This window comes from Rhizobacter terrae, from assembly GCF_003852895.1.
GTDB classification, from domain to species: Bacteria; Pseudomonadota; Gammaproteobacteria; order Burkholderiales; family Burkholderiaceae_C; genus Albitalea; species Albitalea terrae.
Genome location: NZ_QUSW01000004.1, coordinates 329253 through 350734, shown reverse-complemented (window position 1 = coordinate 350734; position 21482 = coordinate 329253). Strand labels below are relative to the sequence as shown.

Genomic DNA, 21482 nt, shown 5'->3' with positions numbered 1-21482 from the left:
GCGCACCGCAGGGGCGCGGAGTGAGTTCTGCGCCGGACCACAAGCCCGAGCACCGCAGCGAAGTCGGCCGCAGGCCGACCGCTTCCGCCGCGCGCCCCAGCCAGCCCACCCACGCCTTTGCCCATCCCACCCACCGCGCAAGAATCCGCATAACGGAATAAACAACCGCACCTCGGAAAACCCCGACGCCAGATCGCTTGACAGCCCTCAAGCCGCCTCGTATCGTCTCTTCAGAAAAACGGAATCAAGTTCCGGTAAATGGAACAAGCGGCAAACAGCACAGCGAGGGCCGCAAGAACGAGGAAGGGCGCATCACTCGGCGCCACGGCACACACGACGCTCACAAGGAGACTCTCGATGCGATCAGTGGACAACAGGAACAACCCGTCCGGCAGCCACCGGCCGCGCGCCACGACCGTGGCCCGGGCCTGCCGCACCGCCTGCGCCGCCATGGCGGCCGGCCTGGCGCTGCCGGTGAGTGCGGGCACCTTCACCATGGACAACGGCGTGGAGGGCATCTGGACCCTCTCCGCCGCACTCGGCACCAACTGGCGTGCGACCAGCCCCGATCCGGCGCTCATCGGCGCCAACAACGGCGGCACCGGCAACGCGGGTGCTGACGATGGCGAACTCAACTACGGCAAAGGCAAGGTGTTCTCCACCACCGCCAAGCTCGTCGGCGACCTGCAACTCAAGGGCGAGACGCTCGGCCTCTTCATTCGCGCCAAGGCCTGGTATGACCTGCAGGCCAAGAACAAGTCGGTGCCGCATGGCAGCGCCGCGAACAACTACGCCGCTGATGCCAAGCTCGACGACAGCGGCTTCGACAGCCTCTCCAAGTTCTCGGGCGCTGCCGTGCAGGATGCCTACGTCTTCGGCAACTGGAAACTCGGCGAGGCCGGCACGCCGCTGAACCTGAAACTGGGCAACCACGTGGTGAACTGGGGCGAGAGCACATTCATCTCGGGCGGCATCAACCAGTACGGCGCGGTCGACGTGCCGGCCGCGCGCCGCCCTGGCGCGCAGGTCAAGGAAATCCTTCTGCCCATCCCGCAGATCTCGGCCAGCCTCGGCATCGCCGATGGCCTGAGCATCGATGCGTTCTACGAGCTCAAGTGGACCAAGACCGTGCTCGACGGCTGCGGCACCTACTTCAGCTTCGGCGACATCATCAACTGCACCAAGGGCGACGACTCCGGCCAGAAGTATGTGGCCTTTGATCCGCTGGGCGGCCCTGACGCCTTGGGCTGGAACGGCTACGGCGCGCCGTTTCCAGCGCCGCTCAACGGCCGCCTGAGCCTGCTGGCCGACCGCAAGCCGCGCGACGGCGGGCAGTTCGGCCTGTCCACCAAGTTCTTCTCCAAGCCGCTGGACACCGAGTTCGGCGCCTACTTCGTCAACTACCACCAGAACACGCCGGCCTTCACCATCCAGCGCACGCCCACGAACGATCCGCTGTCGGTGTGGAACGGCTCCTTCGCACCGGCCATCCCGCTGCCCGGCCTCTCCGCGCGTTTCGACTACAGCGGCGAGAACATCAAGGTCTTCGGCGTGAGCGCCTCCACGGTGCTCGCCAACTGGTCGTTCTTCGGCGAGGCCAGCCACACCAAGGACTTCCCGGTCAGCGTGAACGGACCCGATGCCGTGAACGCCTTCTTCGGCGCCGGTCCGCTGGCCAGCCGACTCACCGGCGCGGCCAATGAACAGCTCATCGGCTATGACCGCAAGAGCAAGACGCAGGTGCAGCTGTCCACGCTCAAGGCCTTCCCCCACGTGATGGGTGCCGACACCCTGAGCTTCCTCGCCGAGGTGGGCTTCCAGCACTGGGGCGGCATCGGCGACCCGGCCACCTCCGTGCGCTATGGCCGCCACGGCGTGTACGGCCCCGGCCCGCTCGCGCCGGGCGTGTGCCCCACGCAGGCCAATCCCGACTACTGCGAGAACGATGGCTACGCCACCGCCAACTCATGGGGCTACCGCGTCTTCCTCGAATGGAGCTACTCCAACGTGATGACCGGCGTGAACCTCAAGCCGCGCGTGTTCTTCTCGCACGACGTGCACGGCTACTCCGCCGACGGCGTGTTCTCGCAGGGCCGCTGGTCGGTGGCCCCCGGCGTCCGCGCTGAATACAACAACAAGGCCTACGTGGACCTCTCCTACAACCGCTTCAACCACGGCGCCAAGTACGACTTCCAGCACGACCGCGACTTCTTCTCGCTGGTCGTGGGCATCAACTTCTGAGAAGACCAGGAGACAACGCATGAATGCACGACACACGATCCGCTCGCTGGTGGCGATGGCCGCCTGGGCCGCCATGGGCCACGCAGGCGCCGCGATGACTGACGACGAGGCCGCCCGCCTGGGCAAGGACCTCACGCCCATCGGCGCAGAGCGGGCCGGCAACAAGGCGGGCAGCATCCCCGCATGGGACGGCGGCCTCAACAAGGCACCGGCCGGGGCCGACCTCTCCAAGGGCTACGCCGACCCCTTCGCCGGCGAGAAGCCGCTCTACACCATCTCCGCGGCCAACATGGCGCAGTACAAGGACGTGCTCGCGCCGGGGCAGATGGAGCTGATGAAGCGCTACCCCGGCTACAAGCTCAACGTCTACCCGACCCACCGCACCGCGGCCTACCCGCAGTCCATCTACGACGCGGTGAAGGCCGAAGGCGTGAAGGCCGTCATCACCGGCGGCGGCACCGGCGTGTCCGGCGTGGCGAAGTCCACCGTGCCCTTCCCGATCCCGAAGCAGGGCGTGGAGGTGATGTGGAACCACATGATGCGCTACCGCGGCGGCAGCTTCGTGCGCTACAGCGCGGAGTTCCCGGTGCAGGCCAGCGGTTCCTTCACGCCGCTCACGCGCTCCGAGTACACGCTGCAGTCGGCCGTGCTCGACAAGCCCGAGAACAACCGCATGCTGTACGCGCTCTTCCATGTGACGGGGCCGTCCAGCCAGGCGGGCGAGCTGGACATGCTGCACTCGCCGCAGGACCAGACCAAGGAGCCCAACCTCATCTGGGTCTACAACGCCGGCCAGCGCCGCGTGCTGCGCGCACCTGACCTGTGCTGCGACACGCCGGGGCAGGGCAGTGACGGCCTGCGCACCACCGACGACTACGACGGCTTCTTCGGCCCCACCGACCGCTACGACTGGAAGCTGGTGGGCAAGAAGGAAATGCTCATCTCCTACAACAACTACCGGCTGAATTCGAAGTCGCTGAAGTACACCGACCTCGTGCGGCCCACCAACCTCAACCCGGACCTCGTGCGCTACGAGCTGCACCGCGTGTGGGTGGTGGAGGCCACGCTCAAGCAGGGCATGCGCCACGCCTACGCCAAGCGCACCTTCTACTTCGACGAGGACTCCTGGCACCTGGCCCATGCCGACCAGTACGACGGCCGCGGCGAACTCTGGCGCATCCACGAGGAGCACCTGATGCAGTTCTACGACGCCCCGGTGCTCTTCAACACCGGCGACGTGGTGTACGACCTGCAGGCGCGCCGCTACGTCGTGGTGGGCGTGTCCAACCAGGAGAAGCCCATCAAGTTCGGCCTGAAGCCCGACCTGGCCTTCTTCAGCACCGACAACCTGCGCCGGATGGCGAACTGAGGCCGGCATGCGGTGGATGCAGTGGTGTTGCTGTGCGGCGCTGGCGTTCGCGCCGGCGGCGTGGGCGGGACTGGACCAGCTCACGACGCCGGCGTTGATGTCGCCGCGTGCGGCATCGTCGGTGCTGCTCGGGGTGAGCGCTGCCGGTGCGCGGCTGGTGGCGGTCGGCGAACGAGGCATCGTGGTCGGTTCCGATGACCGCGGCGCGAGCTGGACGCAATCGGTCCTGCCGCTGTCGTCCACGCTCACGGGCGTCCACTTTCCGACGGCGCAGCACGGCTGGGCGGTGGGGCATGACGGCGTCATCCTGCACAGCGCCGATGGCGGACTGACCTGGGTGAAGCAGCTCGACGGCAACATGACCAACACCATGTTGCTCGCGGCCGCCACCGAGCGTGAAAAGCAGGCGAATGCCGCCAACGACGCCAACGCGATCAAGCAGGCAGCGCATGCGCTGGAGGACGCCAAGGCCGCTGCCAAGTTCGGTCCTTCGCGGCCCTTGCTCGCGGTGTGGTTCAGGAACGAGCGTGAAGGCTTCGCCGCGGGTTCCTATGGCCTGCTGCTGCACACCGAAGACGCAGGCGCCCATTGGGCCCTGTGGTCCGGGCGCGTCGACAACCCCGATGGCTATCACTTCAATTCATTGATGCCCACGGCCTCCGGCGCCCTGCTCATGGCCGGTGAAGCGGGCCGCGTCTACCGCAGCACCGACGGCGGCGCAACCTGGGAGACCTCGAACACCGGCTACAAGGGCCAGCTCTACGGCGCCCTGGGCGTGCGCAACGAAGCCGGCGGCGAAGACATCATCGCCTTCGGCTTCAAGGGCAATGTGTTCCGCCTGGCCGCAGGCGGCAAGGCCTGGGAGGCCATCGCCTCGGGCACGGCCAAGAACCTCACCGCCGGCATCGTTCTGCCCAACGGCGAGCCGGCGTTTCTGAGCCAGGACGGCCGGCTGCTGCTGGGCAGTGACCACGGCCGGCACTTGCGCGCCGTGGGTGGAACACCGTTCCCCGCCGTCGCCGTCACCCTCGTGCCCGGCGGCATCGCCATTGCCGGCCTGGGTGGCGTGAAGACCATCTTCTTCGACGCCGCATCCGGCGCCATCAAACCATGAGCCGCACCACCGACCGCATCGAGGCCTTCTTCGAGCGACAGCTCTTCGCGCACCGCGTGCCGGTGCTCTTGTTCTTCCTGGCGGTGTCGGCGCTGCTGGCTTGGCAGGCCTCGCTGCTGCGGCCGGATGCAAGCCTCGCGAAGATGGTGCCGGCCAGCCATCCGTACATCGCCAACTACCTGCACTACGAGAACGAGCTGCGTCCGCTGGGCAACGTGGTGCGCATTGCCGTGGAGACGACTGACGGCGACATCTACAGCCGCGAATACCTCGACACGCTCAAGAAGATCACCGACGAGGTGTTCTACATCCCCGGCGTGGACCGCGGCAACCTGAAGTCACTGTGGACGCCCAACATGGACTGGGTGGAGGTGACGGAGGAGGGCTTCCAGAGCGGCCCGGTCATCGCCAAGGATTTCGACGGCTCGCCCGGCAAGCTGGAACAGCTCAAGACCAACGTGCTGCGTTCGGGCGCCATCGGCAGCATCGTCGCGAACGACGGCCGGTCGTCGGTCATCGTCGCGCCCTTGTTCGAGCGCGACCCGGACAGCGGCGAGAAGCTCGACTACGGCGCCTTCTCGCGCAAGCTCGAAGCGCTGGTGCGCGCCAAGTACGAGAACGAGCACGTCAGGATCCACGTGACCGGCATGGCCAAGATCGTGGGCGACCTGATCGACGGGGCATCGAGCATCGCGATGTTCTTCGGCATCACCTTCGCGATGACGCTCGCGCTGCTGCTGGCCTACTCGCGCTGCTGGCGCAGCACCTTGATCACGCTGCTGTGCTGCAGCCTGGCCGTGGTGTGGCAACTGGGCATCGTGCGGCTGCTGGGCTTCGGGCTGGACCCCTACGCCATCCTCGTGCCCTTCCTCACATTCGCCATCGGCGTGAGCCATGCGGTGCAGAACATCAACACCATGGCCACCGAGCGCTGGCTCGGGCGCTCCACGCTCGATGCGGCCAAGGCCACGTTCCGCACGCTCTTCGTGGCCGGCACCATCGCCTTGCTGTGCGACGCGGTGGGCTTCTCCACGCTGCTGGTGATCCGCATCGGCGCCATCCAGGAACTGGCCGTCAGTGCCAGCGTGGGCGTGGCGGTCATCATCTTCACCAAGATGTTCCTGCTGCCGGTGCTGATGTCGTATGCGGGCGTGTCGCAGGCGTGCCTGCGCCATCAGGAACGCAAGGCGCAAAGCCGGCAGGTGGTGGCCCACGCGATCTCCGGCGTCGCGGAGCCGGGCAAGGCGAAACTGGCGGCGCTGGCTGCGCTCGTGCTGCTGGGCATCGGCCTGCTGCTGGCGCGCGACCTGAAGATCGGCGACCTCGACCCCGGCGCACCGGAGCTGCGCCGGGAGTCCCGCTACAACCGCGACGTCGCCTTCATGACCTCGCACTACTCCACCAGTGCCGACGTGTTCGTCGTGATGGTCACCACCCCCGTCGGCGAATGCGGCGCCTACCCGGTGGCCGCCGCGGTGGACCGCTTCCAGTGGGAGATGGAGAACGTGCCGGGCGTGGAGTCCAGCGTCTCGCTCTTCACCGGCATGAAGGCCATGATCGCCGCCACCTACAGCGGCGACCTGAAGTGGAATGCCATCAGCCGCGACCGCTACATCTCCAACTCGGTCTACAAGGCCTTGCCCGGCGTGCTGCACAACAGCGAATGCTCGATGCTGCCGGTTCTTCTCTTCCTCAAGGACCACAAGGCCGACACCCTGGCCGGCGTGGTCGCTGCCGCCGAGGCCTTCGCGGCCAAACACAACGATGATGGCGTGAAGTTCATCCTGGCCGCGGGCAACTCCGGCGTGGAGGCGGCCACCAACATCGTCGTGAAGCAGGCCGAGCGCCTGATGCTGCTGCTGGTATACGGCATCGTCGCGCTGCTGGTGTGGTGGGAGTTCAAGTCCTGGCGCATGGCGCTGTGCATCATGGTGCCGCTGGCCATCACCTCGGTGCTGTGCGAGGCGCTCATGGCGCTGCTCGGCCTGGGCGTGAAGGTGGGCACGCTGCCGGTGATCGCGCTGGGCGTGGGCATCGGCGTGGACTACGGCATCTACATCGTCAACCGGCTTGAGCATTTCCTGCGGCAGGGCCTGCCGCTGAAGGAGGCGTATTTCCGCACGCTCACCTCCACCGGCGTGGCCGTGGCGCTCACCGGCGTGACGCTGGCGCTGGGCGTGTCCACCTGGATCTTCTCCGCCATCAAGTTCCACGCCGACATGGGCTTGCTGCTGACGTTCATGTTCCTGTGGAACATGGTCGGCGCCATCGTGATGATTCCCGCCCTGGCCGCGCTGATCGTGCGGCCGGTGCCCCAGGCTCAACCTTCCAACCAGGAGGCATTCGCATGAACCTCGACCACGCAGCATCCCAAGGCTTCGATGCCGACCGCCTCGGCCACCTGGGCGCGAGCATCCGGCGCGACATCGATTCACAGCGCTTCGACGGCGCAGTGCTGGCCATCCACCGCGGCGGCAAGCCGGTGCTCACGGAATCGTTCGGCTGGGCCCATCGCGACAGCGGGCGGCGCATGAAGGCGGACGACGTGTTCTGCACCTTCTCCATCGCCAAGCAGTTCACGCACACGCTGATCCTCCAGCGCATCGAGCGCGGTGAACTGGCGTTGACGCAGCGCGTGGCGGATGTCATTCCCGAGTTCGCCAACCGCGGCAAGGAGAACATCACGCTGCTGCAGGTGCTCACCCACACGGCGGGGCTGACGCTGAAGCTGCCGGCCATGGACCCGATGCAATTGGGCAGCCTGGACGCCGTCGTCGCAGCAGCCTGCATGAGCGCCGTGGAGAGCGTGCCGGGCGAGCGCGTGTGGTATTCGGGAATCATCGGCACGGCCATCCTGGCCGAGGTGCTGCGCCGCGTGGAAGGCGGCAAGCGGGCGTATCGCGACGTGCTCGCGCAGGACCTGTTCACGCCGCTGGGCATGAAGGACAGCGCGCTGGGCACGCGGCCCGATCTCGCCGCGCGCCTGTGCCCGGTGGTGGCGCGCGACCGGCAGCCCGGCCTGTCTTTCGCCGAGGAGTACGAGATGTTCGGCGCGATGGTCACTGCCGAAGCGGAGATTCCCGCGCTGGGCTGCGTGACCACCGCCGCCGACCTGAGCCGTTTCGCCAACATGCTGCGCGCAGGCGGTGCACTGGACGCCGCGTGCATCCTCTCGCCGGCCATGGTGGACCTCGCCACCCGCAACCACACCGGCACCCTGCCCAACGAGACCTGGTCCTTCGCGTCCGGGCCTCGCGGATGGAAGCCGGTGCCCGCCTACCTCGGCCTGGGCTTCTACCTGCGCGGCGACACGGTCACGCCCAACTTCCTCGGCACGCTGACCAGCCCGCGCAGCTTCGGCGGCATGGGCGCGGGCTCGACGATCTTCTGGGTCGATCCGCAGCGCGACCTCAGCTGCGTCTTCCTCACCACCGGCCTCATCACCTGCGAGCTGCGCAACGTGGACCGCATGCAGCGCGTGTCCGACATGGTCGTCGCGGCGCTGGTGGCGTGAGCATGCGGGCACTGCGCGTGGTGCTGCTGGCGGCCAGCGCCTTCATCGTCAGTGTCGCCAGGGCGGCGGACCCCGGCATCACCGACACCAGCATCACCCTGGGCATGTCGGCGCCGTTCCATGGCCCCAACGGCGCGATTGGCCTGGAGATGAAGGAAGCCATCAGCGCCTACTTCGAGCAGGTCAATGCCGCGGGCGGCGTGCAGGGCCGCCAGCTCAGGCTCGTCGCGCTGGACGACGGCTACACGCCCGACCGGGCCGCTGCCAACACGCGACAGCTCATCGGCGACCACCAGGTCTTCGCGCTCGTGGGCTATTGCGGCGACGAGTCGGTGGCCTCCGCCTCGCAGGTCTACAGCCAGGCCCGGGTGCCCATGATCGGCGGCGTGAGCGGCGCCGAGGCCTTGCGCCGGCCGGCCAACCGCTACACCTTCGCGGTGCGAGCCGGCTATGCGGACGAGACCACGGCCATCGTGCGGCAGATGCTCACCATCGGCATCACCCGCGTGGCCGTGCTCTATCAGAACGACAGCTTCGGCAAATCGGGGCTGGAAGGCGTGGTCCATGGCTTGAAGCAGAGCGGCCTGGCGCCTGTCGCCGCGATGGCGGTGGAGCGCGGTTCGCTGGACATGGCCGCCGCGGCCGAGGCCATCGCCCGGGCCGAACCGCAAGCGGTGGTGATGGTCGCGCCCTACAAGCCCGCTGCGGAGTTCATGAAGCTCATGCGGGCGGCGGGGCAGCGTCCGCGCTACCTGGCCGTTTCCACCGTGGGCGTCGACCAGCTCATCTCCCTGATGGGCGAGGATGCCCGGGGCATCGGCCTGTCGCAGGTGATGCCCTATCCGTGGAACGACACCGTACCGGTGGTACGGGAATACCAGAGGCTGTTGCCGCAGGCCGACGCCAGTGCCTACTCCTACAGCGGGCTGGAGGGCTACGTGACCGCCAAGCTGATGGTGGATGCTCTGCGCCGCCTGGGCCGCGACCTCACGCGCGACAAGCTGGTGCAGGTGCTGGAGTCCATGCGCAACCACGACCTGGGCGGGTTCCGCGTGAACTATTCCCCCGGTGACCACAATGGTTCGCGCTTCGTGGATCTCACCGTGATCGGGCAGGGTGGCCGGGTGCGGCGCTGATTGAGGTAATTTTCCCTGTATCTCAGTTCGCGCGGGCTCCGTATGTTCGGGCAGGTGTCACGCGCAGGCAGCGAGGCGGGTTGCGGTTCAGCGGCTTGTCAGCCAGTGGCGTGACAGTTGTCGATACCGGACCGGGCGGGCCTTTGGGCTGGCAGGTCCATCCTGCGAGTTGCCATGTCACCTTTGCCGTCGCTCATGCCCCAGCATCCTGCGCCCGTCGAGAAACTGGAGTTCGACCTCGAATGGTCCTTTGCCCGGGAAGTCGATGAGCGCTTCACCTTGTCGTCCATCGACAGGTACCGCCGCATGGTGCTGTCCGCCGGCGGCGAGGTCCGCCGCTGCGAGGCCGATGCCGGACCGCGGACCAGCCGTGGCCGCGTGGTGCGCATGTGCCTGCGCTGCGACCGGGCCACCATCACCGCGCTGCAGTCGGAAATGATCGCCGACGAGATGATCGCCTTGCACCTGGTGCGCCGCGTGAACCTGCAGGGGCAGGGCCACGGCACGCACGACCCGCAGCGCGCGGCCTCCGACGGCGTGGGGCTGGTGCCCTCGGGCATGGACGCCCTCAACGCGCTGATCGAGAAGCGCATCGCCGAGCAGATCCGCTCGGCGCCTGCATTCGCGAATGCCACGGCCGCTTCGCTGCGCATGCTCAATGCACGCGACGTGGGCATCCGCCTGGGCAACCTCAGCGACCAGACGGTGCGCATTCGCGAGAAGGAAGGCAAGCTCTTTTCCATCCTGCGGCCCAACCGGCAGCGCGGGCGCGAGTATCCCGAATACCAGCTGGAGAACGGCATCCAGGGCCGGGCGCTGAATGCGGTGCTGCGGGTGTTCGCCGAGCGTGCGGGCGAAGAGATCCATGCCTTCTTCACCACGCCCTTGCAGATCCTCGGCGAGCTCACGCCGCTGGAGGTGTTGCGCGGCGTGGCCTTCGTCAACGGGCCGGCCGACCAGCTGCTCGTGCAAAGCCCGGAGCAGCGCCTGGCGGTGGTGCTCGAAGCCGCGCAGATGTGCGTCCAGGCTTAGCCGATTCGCCCCGCATGCAGGCATCCGACGATGCCTGACCTTCTTCTGACAACCGATGTGTGAGCTAGTTTGCATCTGATGCGCCACGCATCGGTGTCGTCGCCGCTCGGCGATGAGTTGCAACCGCTCGTCCCAATCTGCTACCAAAAGTAATGCGAGCGCTTTTATCCTTCGCTTGCACGTTGGCAAACCCGTCGAAAGGCGGGGACGCAAAGCCTCCGGTCTTCCTGCGGCGACGCAGAAGATAGCGGGGTTGCGCAAGAGCAGAACGGACGCGTTCTGCACATGTAGCGTCCCACGGTTTCCGCTTGCTTCAACCCCATGAAACCGAAGCTCCGCAAGGGCTTCATCTGAAGGACGCAAGATGAAATCCAAAGTTCTGTTCGCCCTCACCGCGCTGGCCGCAGCCGCATCCGCCCATGCCGTGGAGGTCTCCAAGCCGCCCGTCACCACCGTGGCCGGCGGCCCTCAGGTGACCGGCAGCTTCCGCTTCGTCAAGGCCGATGGCAACACGGTCATCACGCAGGGCACGGTGACGACCAGCACCAGCGGCATCGCGACGCTGACCATGTCGGGCGGTGATGCGATCAGCTCCGGCAGCGGCCGCTGCGCATTCAACGTGAAGTACGACGAGCAGTCGTCCACCGCAGCGCTCAACACCACCAACCGGCTGTACTCCAACGACACGCTCATCGCCCAGAACACCAAGCTCGACCTCGAGGCCGGCAAGCTCAAGACGGTGTGGACGCAGCCGTACCTGTTCGCGGGCATGAACAACATCCGCATCGTGATCAATGCGGAAGGCGACAAGCCCAGCACCGGATGGATCCGCGTGAACGTGACGGGCAGTTGCGGCGGCGTGACCGCGCCGGCTCCTGCTCCGGCTCCCGCGCCTGCCCCCGCACCGGCTCCCGCTCCGAAGCCGGCCGAGCCGCCCAAGACGGCCGAGCCGCCCAAGACCACCACCCCGCCGGCCCCCACGCCGGCACCCGCGCCCAAGGCCTCTGAGCCGGCAAAGACCACGGCACCTGCGCCCGCACCGGCCCCTGCGCCCGCTCCGAAGCCTGTCGAGCCGACCAAGCCGGTCGAGCCTCCGAAGGCCGCGCCTGCTCCGGCGCCTGCGCCGGCCCCCGCACCCGCACCCGCACCCGCACCGAAGCCCGTCGAGCCGCCCAAGCCTGCTCCGGCCCCGGCCCCTGCGCCGAAGGCTCCGGAACCCCCGAAGACGACCACGCCGGCTCCCGCCCCCGCATCTGCGCCCAAGGCCCCGGAAACGCCCAAGCCGCCGGTGGTGACCGAGGTGAAGTACGCCCCGGGCTCGGCCCAGTGGAACCAGCTCTACACCGCCTTCGGCTACAGCAACTACGGCGTGACCCAGCTCAAGGGCAAGGGCTATGCGCGGTATGACGAACTGGTGCGGCTCAATGCCGCCATCACCCAGGCCGTCAACGCCAAGATCGTCACCCAGGCTGCGTTCAACGAGCTGATGACCAAGTGGAACAGCTTCCTGAACGATGCCGCCTTCGTGAACGCCATGAAGGGCGCGGTGGGAGGTGGCGACGGCAAGCACTGACGCCACCCGGGCCGGCACGGCCGGCCCGACGATGTTCGTCTCGCATCCCCGCGCCTGAAAAACACTCGCCGGGCGCAGGCCTCGTCAGAGGCTGGGATGCGGGAGCTCCGAATGCCGCGCGATGCGCGGCATTCTCTTTCCCGATTCGATCGCGGCCTCGAAGGCCGGCACGGTGTGGGCTGCGTCCTCGCCGATGCCGCGCACGATGCACACGCCATCCGCGCCGCAGCGCGCGGCCTCGTGCGCCAGGCTCGTGTCGAGGATGCCGCCGATGGCCACCACGGGCGCCGGCGACATGTCGCACCACCACCCGAGGTTGTGCGTGCCTTGAGGCCGCCACGGCATCGCCTTGGTGAGCGTGGGCCACACCGGCCCGCAGGCGACGTAGCGCGGATTCATCGTCGCCGCGCGGCAAAGCTCCCACAGGCTGTGCGAGCTGATGCCCAGCGCGATGCCGCCATGCGTCAGCTCGTGGCGTTCGTGGTCGGTGAGCGCGGCGAGGTCTTCCTGCCCCAGGTGCAGCCCGCGCGCGCCCAGTTGCAGTGCGAGCTGCCAGTGGTCGTTGACGAACAGTTCGGCATCCACCGCGCGGCAGGCGGCGATGCTGCGTCCGATCTGCTCACGCAGGCCCTCGTGCCAGGCGTCGTTCGCATCTGCCGGGGTCTTGATGCGCAGCTGCACGGTGCGCACGCCGGCATCCAGCACGGCGGCCAAGCGGTCCGCGCTGTCGACGATGGCGTAGAGGCCCAGTGCCCGCCGCGGTGGCGCTGGCTTGCGCGGCATGAACATCGGCGATGCCGACCACGACATGCGCGGCAGCCGCTCGGGCAGCGATGCAAAGCCCGGCCTCGCGCGCACCGGCCCGGCACCCGCACCGGCCGCGTACCCGTGCACGAGCGCATGCGTGGTCGCCATCTTGGCCAGCACTGCCGCGTCGGCGCTCACGAAACCCAGCGCCATGGCCGATGCCACCGCGGTGGCGAAGCTGCAACCCGTGCCGTGGTTGTGCGGCGTGGCGATGCGCTCGCTGGCCAGCCAGCCGTCGGCGTTGGGGCTGGACAGCCAGTCCAGCGACAAGCCGCTGTCGTCGGCGTTGTCTCCACCCTTGATGCACACGGTGGGCACGCCCATCGCCTGCAGGCGTTGCGCCATCACCGGCACCTCGGCCTCCTCGCCCAGCAGGCGTGCTGCTTCCGAGCGGTTCGGCGTGAGCACCGTGGTGCGCGGCAGCAGCAGCTCGCGGTAGGCGCGCAGTGAATCGCCGGTGGCAAAGGAGGCGCCCGTGCTGGCCGCCAGCACCGGGTCCACCACCAGCGCCACGGGGGCGCGCGAGCGAAGCCGGTCGATCCAGGCCGCGACGCGCTCGATGTGTTCCACCGTGCCCAGCAGCCCGGTCTTCACCACGGCCGGCGGCATGTCTTCTTCCAGGGCGGCGAGCTGCACGTCCAGCCGCTGGCTGCCCACCGGCGCGATGTGCGTGATGCGCTGCGAGTTCTGCGCCGTGATGGCCGCGACCACGCTGCCCAGGTGCACGCCGAAGGCATCGGCCATGCGCTGGTCCGCCGCCAGGCCGGCGCCGCCGCCGCTGTCGGTGCCGGCGATGCTCCAGATGACCGGCGGCCTGTCGCTCATCTCAGGCACCCAGCACGAAGGGTTGGCCGGTGACGGGCGTGCTCGGCACGGCGAAGTCCTGCCTGGCCATCACGCCCGCCAGGCGCGCCGCGCGGCCGGACTCGATGGCTTGCCGGAAGGCGCGGGCCATGAGCACCGGATCGCCCGACTGCGACACCGCCGAGTTGAGCAGCACGGCATCGAACCCCATCTCCATCGCGAGCGCCGCATGCGAGGGCGCGCCGATGCCGGCGTCGATGATGAGCGTCGCATCCGGCAGCCGCTCGCGCAGCGTGCGCAGGGCTTGCGGGTTGATGATGCCCTGGCCCGAGCCGATGGGCGCGGCCCAGGGCATGAGCACCGGGCAGCCGGCGTCCAGCAGGCGGCGGCAGGTCACCAGGTCGTCCGTGCAGTAGGGCAGCACGGTGAAGCCCTCGCGCACGAGCTGCGTGGCGGCGTCGACCAGCTCGAACGGGTCGGGCTGCAGGGTGTGCTCGTCGCCCACCACTTCGAGCTTGATCCATTCGGTGTCGTATAGCTCGCGGGCCATGTGGGCCAGCTGCACCGCCTCGCGCGCTTGGCGGCAGCCGGCGGTGTTGGGCAGCAGCCGGGCGCCTTGCTCGCGTAAAGCGGTGAGGATCATCGCAATGAAGCCGTTGTCGCCGGCCGCGCCCAGGCTGCGCTTCAGGCCGACGGTAACCACCTGGGTCCCCGCGGCCTCGATGGCATCACGCAGGTGCTGCGGCGACGGGTAGCCGGCGGTGCCCAGCAGGAAGCGGCTGGCGAGCTCCACCGAGCCGACCTTCCAGGGGTCCGTGTGTAAAGGGTTGTGCATGTTCGTCCTATCCACCGACGATTGCGCGAAAGAGCATCACCGAATCGCCGCCTTGCAGCAAGCGGTCTGCGCGAGATCCGCGCGCCACGAACTCGCCGTTGATGGCGGTGGCGGCGTCGGTGGGCGCCAGGCCCAGTTCATCCATGAGCGATTGCAGGCTGATGCCTGCGTCCACGCGGCGCGGCTGGCCGTCAAGCAGGATGTCCACGCCCTCGTTCACAGCACCGCCTCCGCCAGTTGATGCAGCTGCGGCTGGTGCACCAGGCCGCAGGCCGCCAAGGCGTCCTGCACCACCGCGGGCGCGATGAGCCAGCCATGCCGGAACAGGCCGTTGATGCGAACGCGGCCATCCTGGTGCTCGATGCGCGGCTCGTTGTCGGGCAGGGCCGGGCGCAGGTTGCTGTCCATGCGCAGGATGCGGGCTTCGGCCAACGCCGGCATGATGCTGTGCGCCGCGGCCATGAGCTCCACCGCGCTGCGCAGCGAGACGGGCGAACGGTCCTCGCTCTCGATCTCGGTGGCGCCCACCACCACGATGTCGCCCGGCCGCGGCACCAGGTACACGCGGTGCCGCGGATGCAGCAGCCGCACCGGCCGCGTGAGGCCGTGCTCGGGGGCATGCAGCCACACCGTCTCGCCGCGAACGCCGCGCACAGGCATCGCGTCGGACGAGTCCGTCTTGGCACCGACGCCGCGAACGTCGAAGGCGATGTCGAAGCGATGCATGCTGCCGTCGGCGGTGGCGATGGCATGTGGGGCGACCTGGGTGACGGGCTGGTTCCAGCGCCACAGCACGCCGGCCGCGCTCGCGTCGGCGTGCAGCGAGGCCATCATCTGCGGCGGGTCGAGCTGGCCTTCGTCGGGCAGCAGCCAGGCGTGGGCGATGCCGTGCAGCGCCGGCTCAATGCGCGCGAGTTGCGCGCGCTCCAGCATCTGCGGTGCCTGCAGCTGCGACGGCGCGTTCTTCAGCCGCGAGAGCATTCGAACGGCGGTGCCCAGGTCGCCGGCGTGTGCGAGCAACAGGCTGCCGCGCCGCTGGTGGAAGGGCGCGCCGCTGAGCTGCGTGGCCATGGCTTCCCACATGCCGAGCGAACGGATGCCCCAATGCGCCACCGATGCGCCGGCGTTCTCGAACTCCGCCAGCGGGCTGAGCATGCCCGCGGCGCTGAAGGCCGCCGCCTGCCGCTTGCCGTAGCGCGGACCGGGCTCGGGCGCGGCATCGAACACGCTGACCGCATGCCCCAGCCGCACGAGCCGCCAGGCCAGCAACCGGCCCAGCAGCCCCGCGCCGGCGATGCCGATGTGAAGACGAGCGTCCATCGCTCAGCCCTTGGCGATGGGAATGTAGATCTCGCCGCCGGCCGCCTTGAACTCCGCCGACTTGGCCGCCATGCCTTCCTGCGCAGCGGCGAAGTCGCGCACCTCCTGCGTGATCTTCATCGAGCAGAACTTGGGTCCGCACATGGAGCAGAAGTGCGCGACCTTGCTCGAATCCTTGGGCAGCGTCTCATCATGGAAGTCGCGCGCGGTGTCCGGGTCCAGCGAGAGGTTGAACTGGTCGTGCCAGCGGAACTCGAAGCGTGCCTTGGAGAGCGCATCGTCACGGGCGCGCGAGCCCGGGTGGCCCTTGGCGATGTCGGCGGCATGCGCGGCGATCTTGTACGCGATGATTCCTTGCTTCACGTCTTCGCGGTCGGGCAGGCCCAGGTGCTCCTTGGGCGTGACGTAGCACAGCATGGCGGTGCCCATCCAGCCGATCATCGCCGCGCCGATGGCGCTGGCGATGTGGTCGTAGCCCGGGGCGATGTCGATGGTCAGCGGGCCCAGGGTGTAGAAGGGCGCTTCGTGGCAGTGCTTGAGCTGCTCGTCTATGTTGGCCTGGATGAGGTGCATCGGCACGTGGCCCGGGCCTTCGATCATCGTCTGCACGTCGTGCTTCCAGGCGATCTGCGTGAGCTCGCCCAGCGTGCGCAGCTCGGCGAACTGCGCTTCGTCGTTCGCGTCCGCGCCGCTGCCCGGGCGCAGCCCGTCGCCCAGCGAGAAGCTCACGTCGTACGCCTTCATGATGTCGCAGATGTCCTCGAAGTGGGTGTAGAGGAAGCTTTCCTGGTGATGCGCAATGCACCACTTGGCCATGATCGAGCCGCCGCGCGACACGATGCCCGTGCGCCGGTTGGCCGTGAGGTGGATGAACGGCAGCCGCAGGCCGGCGTGGATGGTGAAGTAGTCCACGCCCTGTTCCGCCTGCTCGATGAGCGTGTCGCGGAAGATCTCCCAGGTGAGGTCCTCGGCGATGCCGCCCACCTTCTCCAGGGCCTGGTAGATGGGCACCGTGCCAATGGGCACGGGGGAGTTGCGCACGATCCAGTCGCGCGTGGTGTGGATGTTCTTGCCGGTGGACAGGTCCATCACGTTGTCCGCGCCCCAGCGGATCGCCCACACCAGCTTCTCCACCTCTTCCTCGATGCTGGAGGTGACCGCCGAGTTGCCGATGTTGGCGTTGATCTTCACGAGGAAGTTGCGCCCGATGGCCATCGGCTCCAGCTCGGTGTGGTTGATGTTGGCGGGGATGATGGCGCGGCCGCGGGCCACCTCGTCGCGCACGAACTCGGGGGTGATGAGTTCGGGGATGCGCGCGCCCATGGCGTTGCCCTTCAGGCGCTGCTCACGCTCGGCATCGGCCAGGTACTCACGCATCCACTCGCGCTTGCCGTTCTCGCGGATGGCGACGAACTCCATCTCCGGCGTGACGATGCCGCGGCGTGCGTAGTGCATCTGCGAGACGTTGCCGCCGGACTTGGCGCGGCGCGGCGTGCGCTGCAGGGCGGCAGCTTCGGCACGCAACTGGTCGATGCGCTCGCCGTCGCGATCGGCGTGGGTGGCGCCGTCGTCCACCAGCGTGCGGCTGCGGCCCTCGTAGGTGTCGGTGTCGCCGCGAGCGGTGATCCATCCACTGCGCACGTCCGGCAGGCCCTGGCGCACGTCGATCTTCGCGTGCGGATCACTGTACGGCCCCGAGGTGTCGTACACCGACACGACCTCGCCGTTGGTGAGGCTCACCTCGCGCATGGGCACGCGCAGCGGCGAGGGGAGGTCGGGGCGCGCCGCCTCGGCGTAGACCTTGCGCGAGGCAGGGAACGGCTCCCGCGCGAGTGCGAGCGCTTCGGAGGCGATGGAGGGCAGCTTGTCGGGTGCGTTCATGGGCGATCCTTCGAGTCGTGGGGTGCTCCGAAGGTCGCCCCGCACGGGCTGCCTGTTCCCGCGAGGGGCACGACAGCCAGGAAGGGTCTGACAGCTCTTCTTACGCCGGTACTAGCCGGTTCAAGTTCACGGGTTCGGATTCACCATCTCAGCACGACATGTGCACCCCGGAGCGGGGCGGATTGTCGGGCATCTTCCTTGAGGCAGTCAATGACTGGCGTGCGGGTCAGGACCAGACCCGCGCAAATCGCGGGAACAGCTTCCGAAGCGTCATCACGAATGCCGCGCTGACGAGAAAGATCGCCGGCGGCAGCCATTCGCCCGGCACGTTGCCGTACATCAGCAGCATCCGGTGGACGAGGATGTGGCAGAGATAAATCCCGAAGGTCGCCTCGGACAAGGCCTCGACCCGCACAGGGATGCGCCCGTCGAGCACTCGCCAGCTGATGAGCAGGCAGGCGGCGATGCCGATGGCATCCGACACGCCGATCGAATTGAAGCCCGCAACGACGATGGCGCTCATGACAAGCAGCGCGGAGATGGCATTTCTTTGCCATGCGGGCATGGTGCCCGCGCAAAGCAGGAAGACCCCGACCAGCACCGGGCCGGCAGCGTCCGCCCATTGAAGAAGCGGGTAGTGCCAGGTGAGGGTGATGGGGCGCCACCATGGCGCCGTGGCCAGGTTCACCAATGCCAGGGCCCCGGCCGCAAGGGCCAATGCGCGGGCTGGAATGTGCGCCTTGATGAAATCCAGGGCGATCAGCACCAGGAACACGAAGGGCAGGTACCACAGATGGATGCTCGGTCCGGCCATGATCCCTGCGGCCACGCCGTGTTCGAGAGGAACGATGGCCTGCCCCTGCCAAACGTTCCACGCACCGTAGATGGCGAACCAGAACGCCCAGGGAACCAGCAGCCGCTCAACCCGTCGCGTGAAGGTTTCAACATCCGGCCTGCCGGACTTCCCGCCCAGGGTGATGGAGAGGATCAGGAAGGCGATGAGGCCGCTGTAGGCCACCGCGCCGCCGAACGCCCGCGAGTGGAACCAGACGATGCCGAACGCGCTGAGCACGCGCAGCAGTTCGATGTCCTGCCGGCGTGGCGACACGGCGCCCATGCGATTCAGAAGACGCCGCCCAAGGTCGCGTGCACGCGGTCTCTCAAGGCCATCAGCCGCGGCCCCACTTCCCCGATCAGGCGCTTGCGCGTCATCTCGTGGATCGGCCCGCTGCAGCTGAATGCGAGGATCTTCGAGCGGTCGTTGGAGATCATCGGCGTGCCGCAGGCATACACGTCCTCGCGCCAGTCACCCAGCGAGAAACAGAAGCCGTATTTCTCGTAGTCCTTGATCGCCTGCTGGGTCACGGCTTCCACCTGCGGCCAGTCGCCAGGCTTCACGCGCTTCTTGTAGTCGCGGCTGAAGGCTTCCCGTTCTTCTTCGGACAAGGCCGCGATGTACGAGCGCCCCAGCGCCGTCATGTTGTGCGGCACGCGCTGGCCCACCGCCACGCGCATCATGAAGACCTGGTTGCCGTGGGCGATGTCCAGGAACACCATGTCCTGGCCGTGGTGCGCACCCAGGGTGACGGTGGCCCCGACTTCGTTGGCCAGCGCCTGCATCAATGGGTGTGCCACCTCGCGCACGTCCAGGCCGGCGAGGTAGGTCTGGCCCAGGGTGAGGGCGCCCATGCCCAGCGAATACTTCTCGGTGGTCGGCAGGAACTCCAGGTAGCCGAGCTTGGTGAGGGTGTAGGTCAGTCGGGCCACTGTGGACTTGGGCAGGCCGGTCAGCTCGGCGAGTTCCTTGTTGCCCAGCACCTTGGTGTTGTGCTTGAAGCAGCGCAGCAGGGCGAAGCCGCGGCCGATGGCGCTGACGAAATCCGGATCGTCGTCGTCGATCTCGGTCACCACGTGCGAGGTGTGGGCGGTCTCGCCGGCGAGGCGGGTCTTCTTGACTTTGGCAGGGCGAGGGTCGGTGGTCATGGCGGCCCGAATCTGTGGTTCCGATATTCGGAAATGTATTCCACAAATGGGCAACCCTACGAGGAAGTGTGCTTGGCCGCCTCCTCCGCGTACAACTCCTTCTTCGACAGCTTGCCCACCGGCGTCTTGGGCAGCTCCGCACGGATGTCCATCGCCTGCACCATCTCGTGCTTGCCCAGCTTGTCGGCAAGGAAGGCCTTCAACGCATCCAGCGTGAACGGCGCGGCGCCATCCTTGAGCTTGATGAAGGCCTTGGGGCTCTGCCCGCGGTATTCGTCGGCGATGCCGATCACGCTCACCTCGGCCACCGACGGATGCGCATAGATCGCCTCCTCGATGTTGCGTGGGTACACGTTGTAGCCGCCGCACAGGATCATGTCCTTGGTGCGGTCGACGATGAAGACGAAGCCGTCCTCGTCCATGATGGCCACGTCGCCCGTGCGGAAGAAGCCGTCGGGCGTCATCGAGGCGCGCGTCGCATCCGGGTTTTTCCAGTAGCCCTTCATCACGTTCGGGCCCTTGATGCACATCTCGCCGCGCTCGCCCAGCGGCACCTCGCGCGACGGGTCGTTCACGTCCACCATCTTGATGACCGATTGCGGCACGGGCAGGCCGCAGGAACCGGGCTTGCGCTTTCCGAAGGTCGGCGTGAAGGTGCCGGTGGGCGAGGTCTCCGTCATGCCCCAGCCCTCGTTGAGCGAGCACCCGGTGAGCGACTGGAAGCGTTGCTGCACCTCCAGCGGCAAGGGGGCGCCGCCCGAGTTGCAGTGGCGCAGCGCCTTGAGGTCGAACTTCGCGATGTCCGGATGCGAGATGACGGCCGTGAACATCGTGGGCACGCCAGGGAAGCAGGTGATGCGCTTGTCCGACAGGTCGCGCATGGCGGCCTCCAGCTCGAAGCGCAGGTGAATGACCAGCTCCGCGCCGATCTGCAGGCCGAACAGCATGTCGGCGGTGAGCGCATAGATGTGAAAGAGCGGCAGCACCACCAGCAGCTTTTCCTTGCCGAGTTCCAGCACCTTCGGGTCGCCTTGCGTGAGCACCCAGATCTGGCTGCAGGCGGTGGTGAGGTTGCCGTGCGTGAGCATCGCGCCCTTGGGCTGGCCCGTGGTGCCTCCGGTGTACTGCAGCACGGCCAGGGCCTCGCGCGGGTCGCCGATGTCGTGGCGCGTGTAGCCGGTGTCGTTGTCGAGCAGCGCGGCGAAGGAGACGATGCGCGTGTTGTCCGGCAGCGTGGCGACCTGCCCTGCCTGCTTCATCTTCTCGTGGATGGGGCCGGGCGCGGCGCTCATCTCTGCGACGTTGCCGACGACGAGATTCTTCAGCCTTGTCTTGTCCAGAAGGCGCAGCATCTGCGGTGTCATGGCCTGCAGGTCCAGCGTGACCATGAGGTCGGTCTCGCTGTCTTCCACCTTGTGCTCCAGCACCTTCTCGGCGTCCAGCGGCGAATAGTTCACCACCACGCCGCCGGCCTTGAGCACACCGAAGAAGGCGATGACGTAGTGCGGCGTGTTGGGCAGGTACAGGCCCACATGGACGCCGGGCTTCACGCCCAGCTTCTGGAAACCCTTGGCCGCGCGGTCGGTCAGCGTCTTCAGTTCGGCGTAGCTGATCTTGCGGCCCATGAAGTCGAGGGCGGGAAGATCAGGCCACTGCGCGGCGGACGCATCGATGATGTCGTGCACCGGGCGGACCGGCAGGTCCACGTCCCAGCGCAGGCCGTCGGGGTAGGACTGGGTCCACGGATGAGCGGTCATGCGATTGTCTCCTCTTGTCGCGGGGGATGAACCTGATGCTAGGAGCGCACCGCGCGGCGGTGCGTCGCCAAGGTGTCAACGCGCCGCTGGTGAGAACCCTGAGAACGATCTTCAGC

16 protein-coding genes and 2 riboswitches are annotated in these 21482 nt (G+C 67.7%); of the genes, 8 read left to right on the top strand and 8 right to left on the bottom strand.

Features of this window, described 5'->3' with window-relative positions; all coding sequences use genetic code 11:
- Positions 1-357: 357 nt before the first annotated feature.
- The 8 genes from DZC73_RS16415 (at position 358) to DZC73_RS30005 (ending at position 11979) form a co-directional block, all read left to right on the top strand.
- Positions 358-2241 carry a DUF1302 domain-containing protein gene (locus DZC73_RS16415; RefSeq protein ID WP_161974615.1) on the top strand — a complete coding sequence of 628 codons (1884 nt, stop codon included), beginning with the start codon at positions 358-360 and terminating at the stop codon, positions 2239-2241.
- 19 nt (positions 2242-2260) lie between these two features.
- Positions 2261-3610, top strand: coding sequence for a DUF1329 domain-containing protein (locus DZC73_RS16410; protein ID WP_124541424.1), 1350 nt, complete (start codon positions 2261-2263; stop codon positions 3608-3610).
- Positions 3611-3617: 7 nt separating this feature from the next.
- The gene (locus DZC73_RS16405) at positions 3618-4724 is read left to right on the top strand and encodes a WD40/YVTN/BNR-like repeat-containing protein (protein WP_124541423.1); all 1107 of its coding nucleotides are present in this window, start codon (positions 3618-3620) and stop codon (positions 4722-4724) included.
- On the top strand, positions 4721-7075 hold the full coding sequence (locus DZC73_RS16400) for an efflux RND transporter permease subunit (RefSeq protein WP_124541422.1): 2355 nt from the start codon (positions 4721-4723) through the stop codon (positions 7073-7075). The genes DZC73_RS16405 and DZC73_RS16400 overlap by 4 nt, the downstream gene beginning before the upstream one ends.
- Entirely contained in the window at positions 7072-8238 is a 1167-nt protein-coding gene (locus DZC73_RS16395; protein ID WP_124541421.1) for a serine hydrolase domain-containing protein, read from the top strand. The genes DZC73_RS16400 and DZC73_RS16395 overlap by 4 nt, the downstream gene beginning before the upstream one ends.
- A gap of 2 nt (positions 8239-8240) precedes the next feature.
- Positions 8241-9374 (top strand): ABC transporter substrate-binding protein, encoded by a 1134-nt coding sequence (locus DZC73_RS16390; protein WP_124541420.1) that lies wholly within the window; start codon positions 8241-8243, stop codon positions 9372-9374.
- 195 nt (positions 9375-9569) lie between these two features.
- Positions 9570-10406 carry a hypothetical protein gene (locus DZC73_RS16385; RefSeq protein ID WP_216629188.1) on the top strand — a complete coding sequence of 279 codons (837 nt, stop codon included), beginning with the start codon at positions 9570-9572 and terminating at the stop codon, positions 10404-10406.
- Positions 10407-10580: 174 nt separating this feature from the next.
- A riboswitch (cyclic di-GMP riboswitch) is annotated at positions 10581-10667 on the top strand.
- Positions 10668-10770: 103 nt separating this feature from the next.
- Positions 10771-11979, top strand: a complete 1209-nt coding sequence (locus DZC73_RS30005) for a hypothetical protein (protein ID WP_198414866.1) — start codon at positions 10771-10773, stop codon at positions 11977-11979.
- Between the two features lie 84 nt (positions 11980-12063).
- Here the strand turns inward: DZC73_RS30005 and DZC73_RS16375 are convergent, their stop codons facing one another.
- The 8 genes from DZC73_RS16375 to DZC73_RS16340 form a co-directional block, all read right to left on the bottom strand.
- Positions 12064-13611 (bottom strand): bifunctional hydroxymethylpyrimidine kinase/phosphomethylpyrimidine kinase, encoded by a 1548-nt coding sequence (locus tag DZC73_RS16375; protein ID WP_124541418.1) that lies wholly within the window; start codon positions 13609-13611, stop codon positions 12064-12066.
- 1 nt (position 13612) lies between these two features.
- Entirely contained in the window at positions 13613-14425 is an 813-nt protein-coding gene (locus tag DZC73_RS16370; protein ID WP_124541417.1) for a thiazole synthase, read from the bottom strand.
- Between the two features lie 7 nt (positions 14426-14432).
- Complete coding sequence (thiS, locus tag DZC73_RS16365) at positions 14433-14633, bottom strand: sulfur carrier protein ThiS (RefSeq protein WP_124541416.1); 201 nt, start codon at positions 14631-14633, stop codon at positions 14433-14435.
- A gap of 8 nt (positions 14634-14641) precedes the next feature.
- A complete protein-coding gene (locus DZC73_RS16360) occupies positions 14642-15745 on the bottom strand; it encodes an FAD-dependent oxidoreductase (protein WP_124541415.1) in 1104 nt (367 codons plus the stop codon).
- Between the two features lie 3 nt (positions 15746-15748).
- A complete protein-coding gene (thiC, locus tag DZC73_RS16355) occupies positions 15749-17626 on the bottom strand; it encodes a phosphomethylpyrimidine synthase ThiC (protein WP_124541414.1) in 1878 nt (625 codons plus the stop codon).
- Between the two features lie 80 nt (positions 17627-17706).
- Positions 17707-17806: riboswitch (TPP riboswitch) on the bottom strand.
- A 46-nt stretch (positions 17807-17852) separates the two neighbouring features.
- A complete protein-coding gene (locus DZC73_RS16350) occupies positions 17853-18743 on the bottom strand; it encodes an acyltransferase family protein (protein WP_124541413.1) in 891 nt (296 codons plus the stop codon).
- A gap of 5 nt (positions 18744-18748) precedes the next feature.
- Entirely contained in the window at positions 18749-19609 is an 861-nt protein-coding gene (locus tag DZC73_RS16345; RefSeq protein WP_124541412.1) for an IclR family transcriptional regulator, read from the bottom strand.
- A gap of 56 nt (positions 19610-19665) precedes the next feature.
- On the bottom strand, positions 19666-21366 hold the full coding sequence (locus tag DZC73_RS16340; protein WP_124541411.1) for a long-chain-fatty-acid--CoA ligase: 1701 nt from the start codon (positions 21364-21366) through the stop codon (positions 19666-19668).
- Between the last annotated feature and the right edge of the window lie 116 nt (positions 21367-21482).

Excerpts from the sequence above, each read along its gene's own strand:
- DZC73_RS16390 (WP_124541420.1), top strand. The coding sequence starts at position 8,241 with ATGCGGGCACTGCGCGTGGTGCTGCTGGCGGCCAGCGCCTTCATCGTC.
- DZC73_RS16345 (WP_124541412.1), bottom strand. The coding sequence starts at position 19,609 with ATGACCACCGACCCTCGCCCTGCCAAAGTCAAGAAGACCCGCCTCGCC.
- DZC73_RS16400 (WP_124541422.1), top strand. The coding sequence starts at position 4,721 with ATGAGCCGCACCACCGACCGCATCGAGGCCTTCTTCGAGCGACAGCTC.
- DZC73_RS16360 (WP_124541415.1), bottom strand. The coding sequence starts at position 15,745 with ATGGACGCTCGTCTTCACATCGGCATCGCCGGCGCGGGGCTGCTGGGC.
- DZC73_RS16340 (WP_124541411.1), bottom strand. The coding sequence starts at position 21,366 with ATGACCGCTCATCCGTGGACCCAGTCCTACCCCGACGGCCTGCGCTGG.
- DZC73_RS16375 (WP_124541418.1), bottom strand. The coding sequence starts at position 13,611 with ATGAGCGACAGGCCGCCGGTCATCTGGAGCATCGCCGGCACCGACAGC.
- DZC73_RS16370 (WP_124541417.1), bottom strand. The coding sequence starts at position 14,425 with ATGCACAACCCTTTACACACGGACCCCTGGAAGGTCGGCTCGGTGGAG.
- DZC73_RS30005 (WP_198414866.1), top strand. The coding sequence starts at position 10,771 with ATGAAATCCAAAGTTCTGTTCGCCCTCACCGCGCTGGCCGCAGCCGCA.
- DZC73_RS16385 (WP_216629188.1), top strand. The coding sequence starts at position 9,570 with ATGCCCCAGCATCCTGCGCCCGTCGAGAAACTGGAGTTCGACCTCGAA.
- thiC (WP_124541414.1), bottom strand. The coding sequence starts at position 17,626 with ATGAACGCACCCGACAAGCTGCCCTCCATCGCCTCCGAAGCGCTCGCA.
- DZC73_RS16415 (WP_161974615.1), top strand. The coding sequence starts at position 358 with ATGCGATCAGTGGACAACAGGAACAACCCGTCCGGCAGCCACCGGCCG.
- DZC73_RS16395 (WP_124541421.1), top strand. The coding sequence starts at position 7,072 with ATGAACCTCGACCACGCAGCATCCCAAGGCTTCGATGCCGACCGCCTC.
- DZC73_RS16410 (WP_124541424.1), top strand. The coding sequence starts at position 2,261 with ATGAATGCACGACACACGATCCGCTCGCTGGTGGCGATGGCCGCCTGG.
- DZC73_RS16405 (WP_124541423.1), top strand. The coding sequence starts at position 3,618 with ATGCGGTGGATGCAGTGGTGTTGCTGTGCGGCGCTGGCGTTCGCGCCG.
- DZC73_RS16350 (WP_124541413.1), bottom strand. The coding sequence starts at position 18,743 with ATGGGCGCCGTGTCGCCACGCCGGCAGGACATCGAACTGCTGCGCGTG.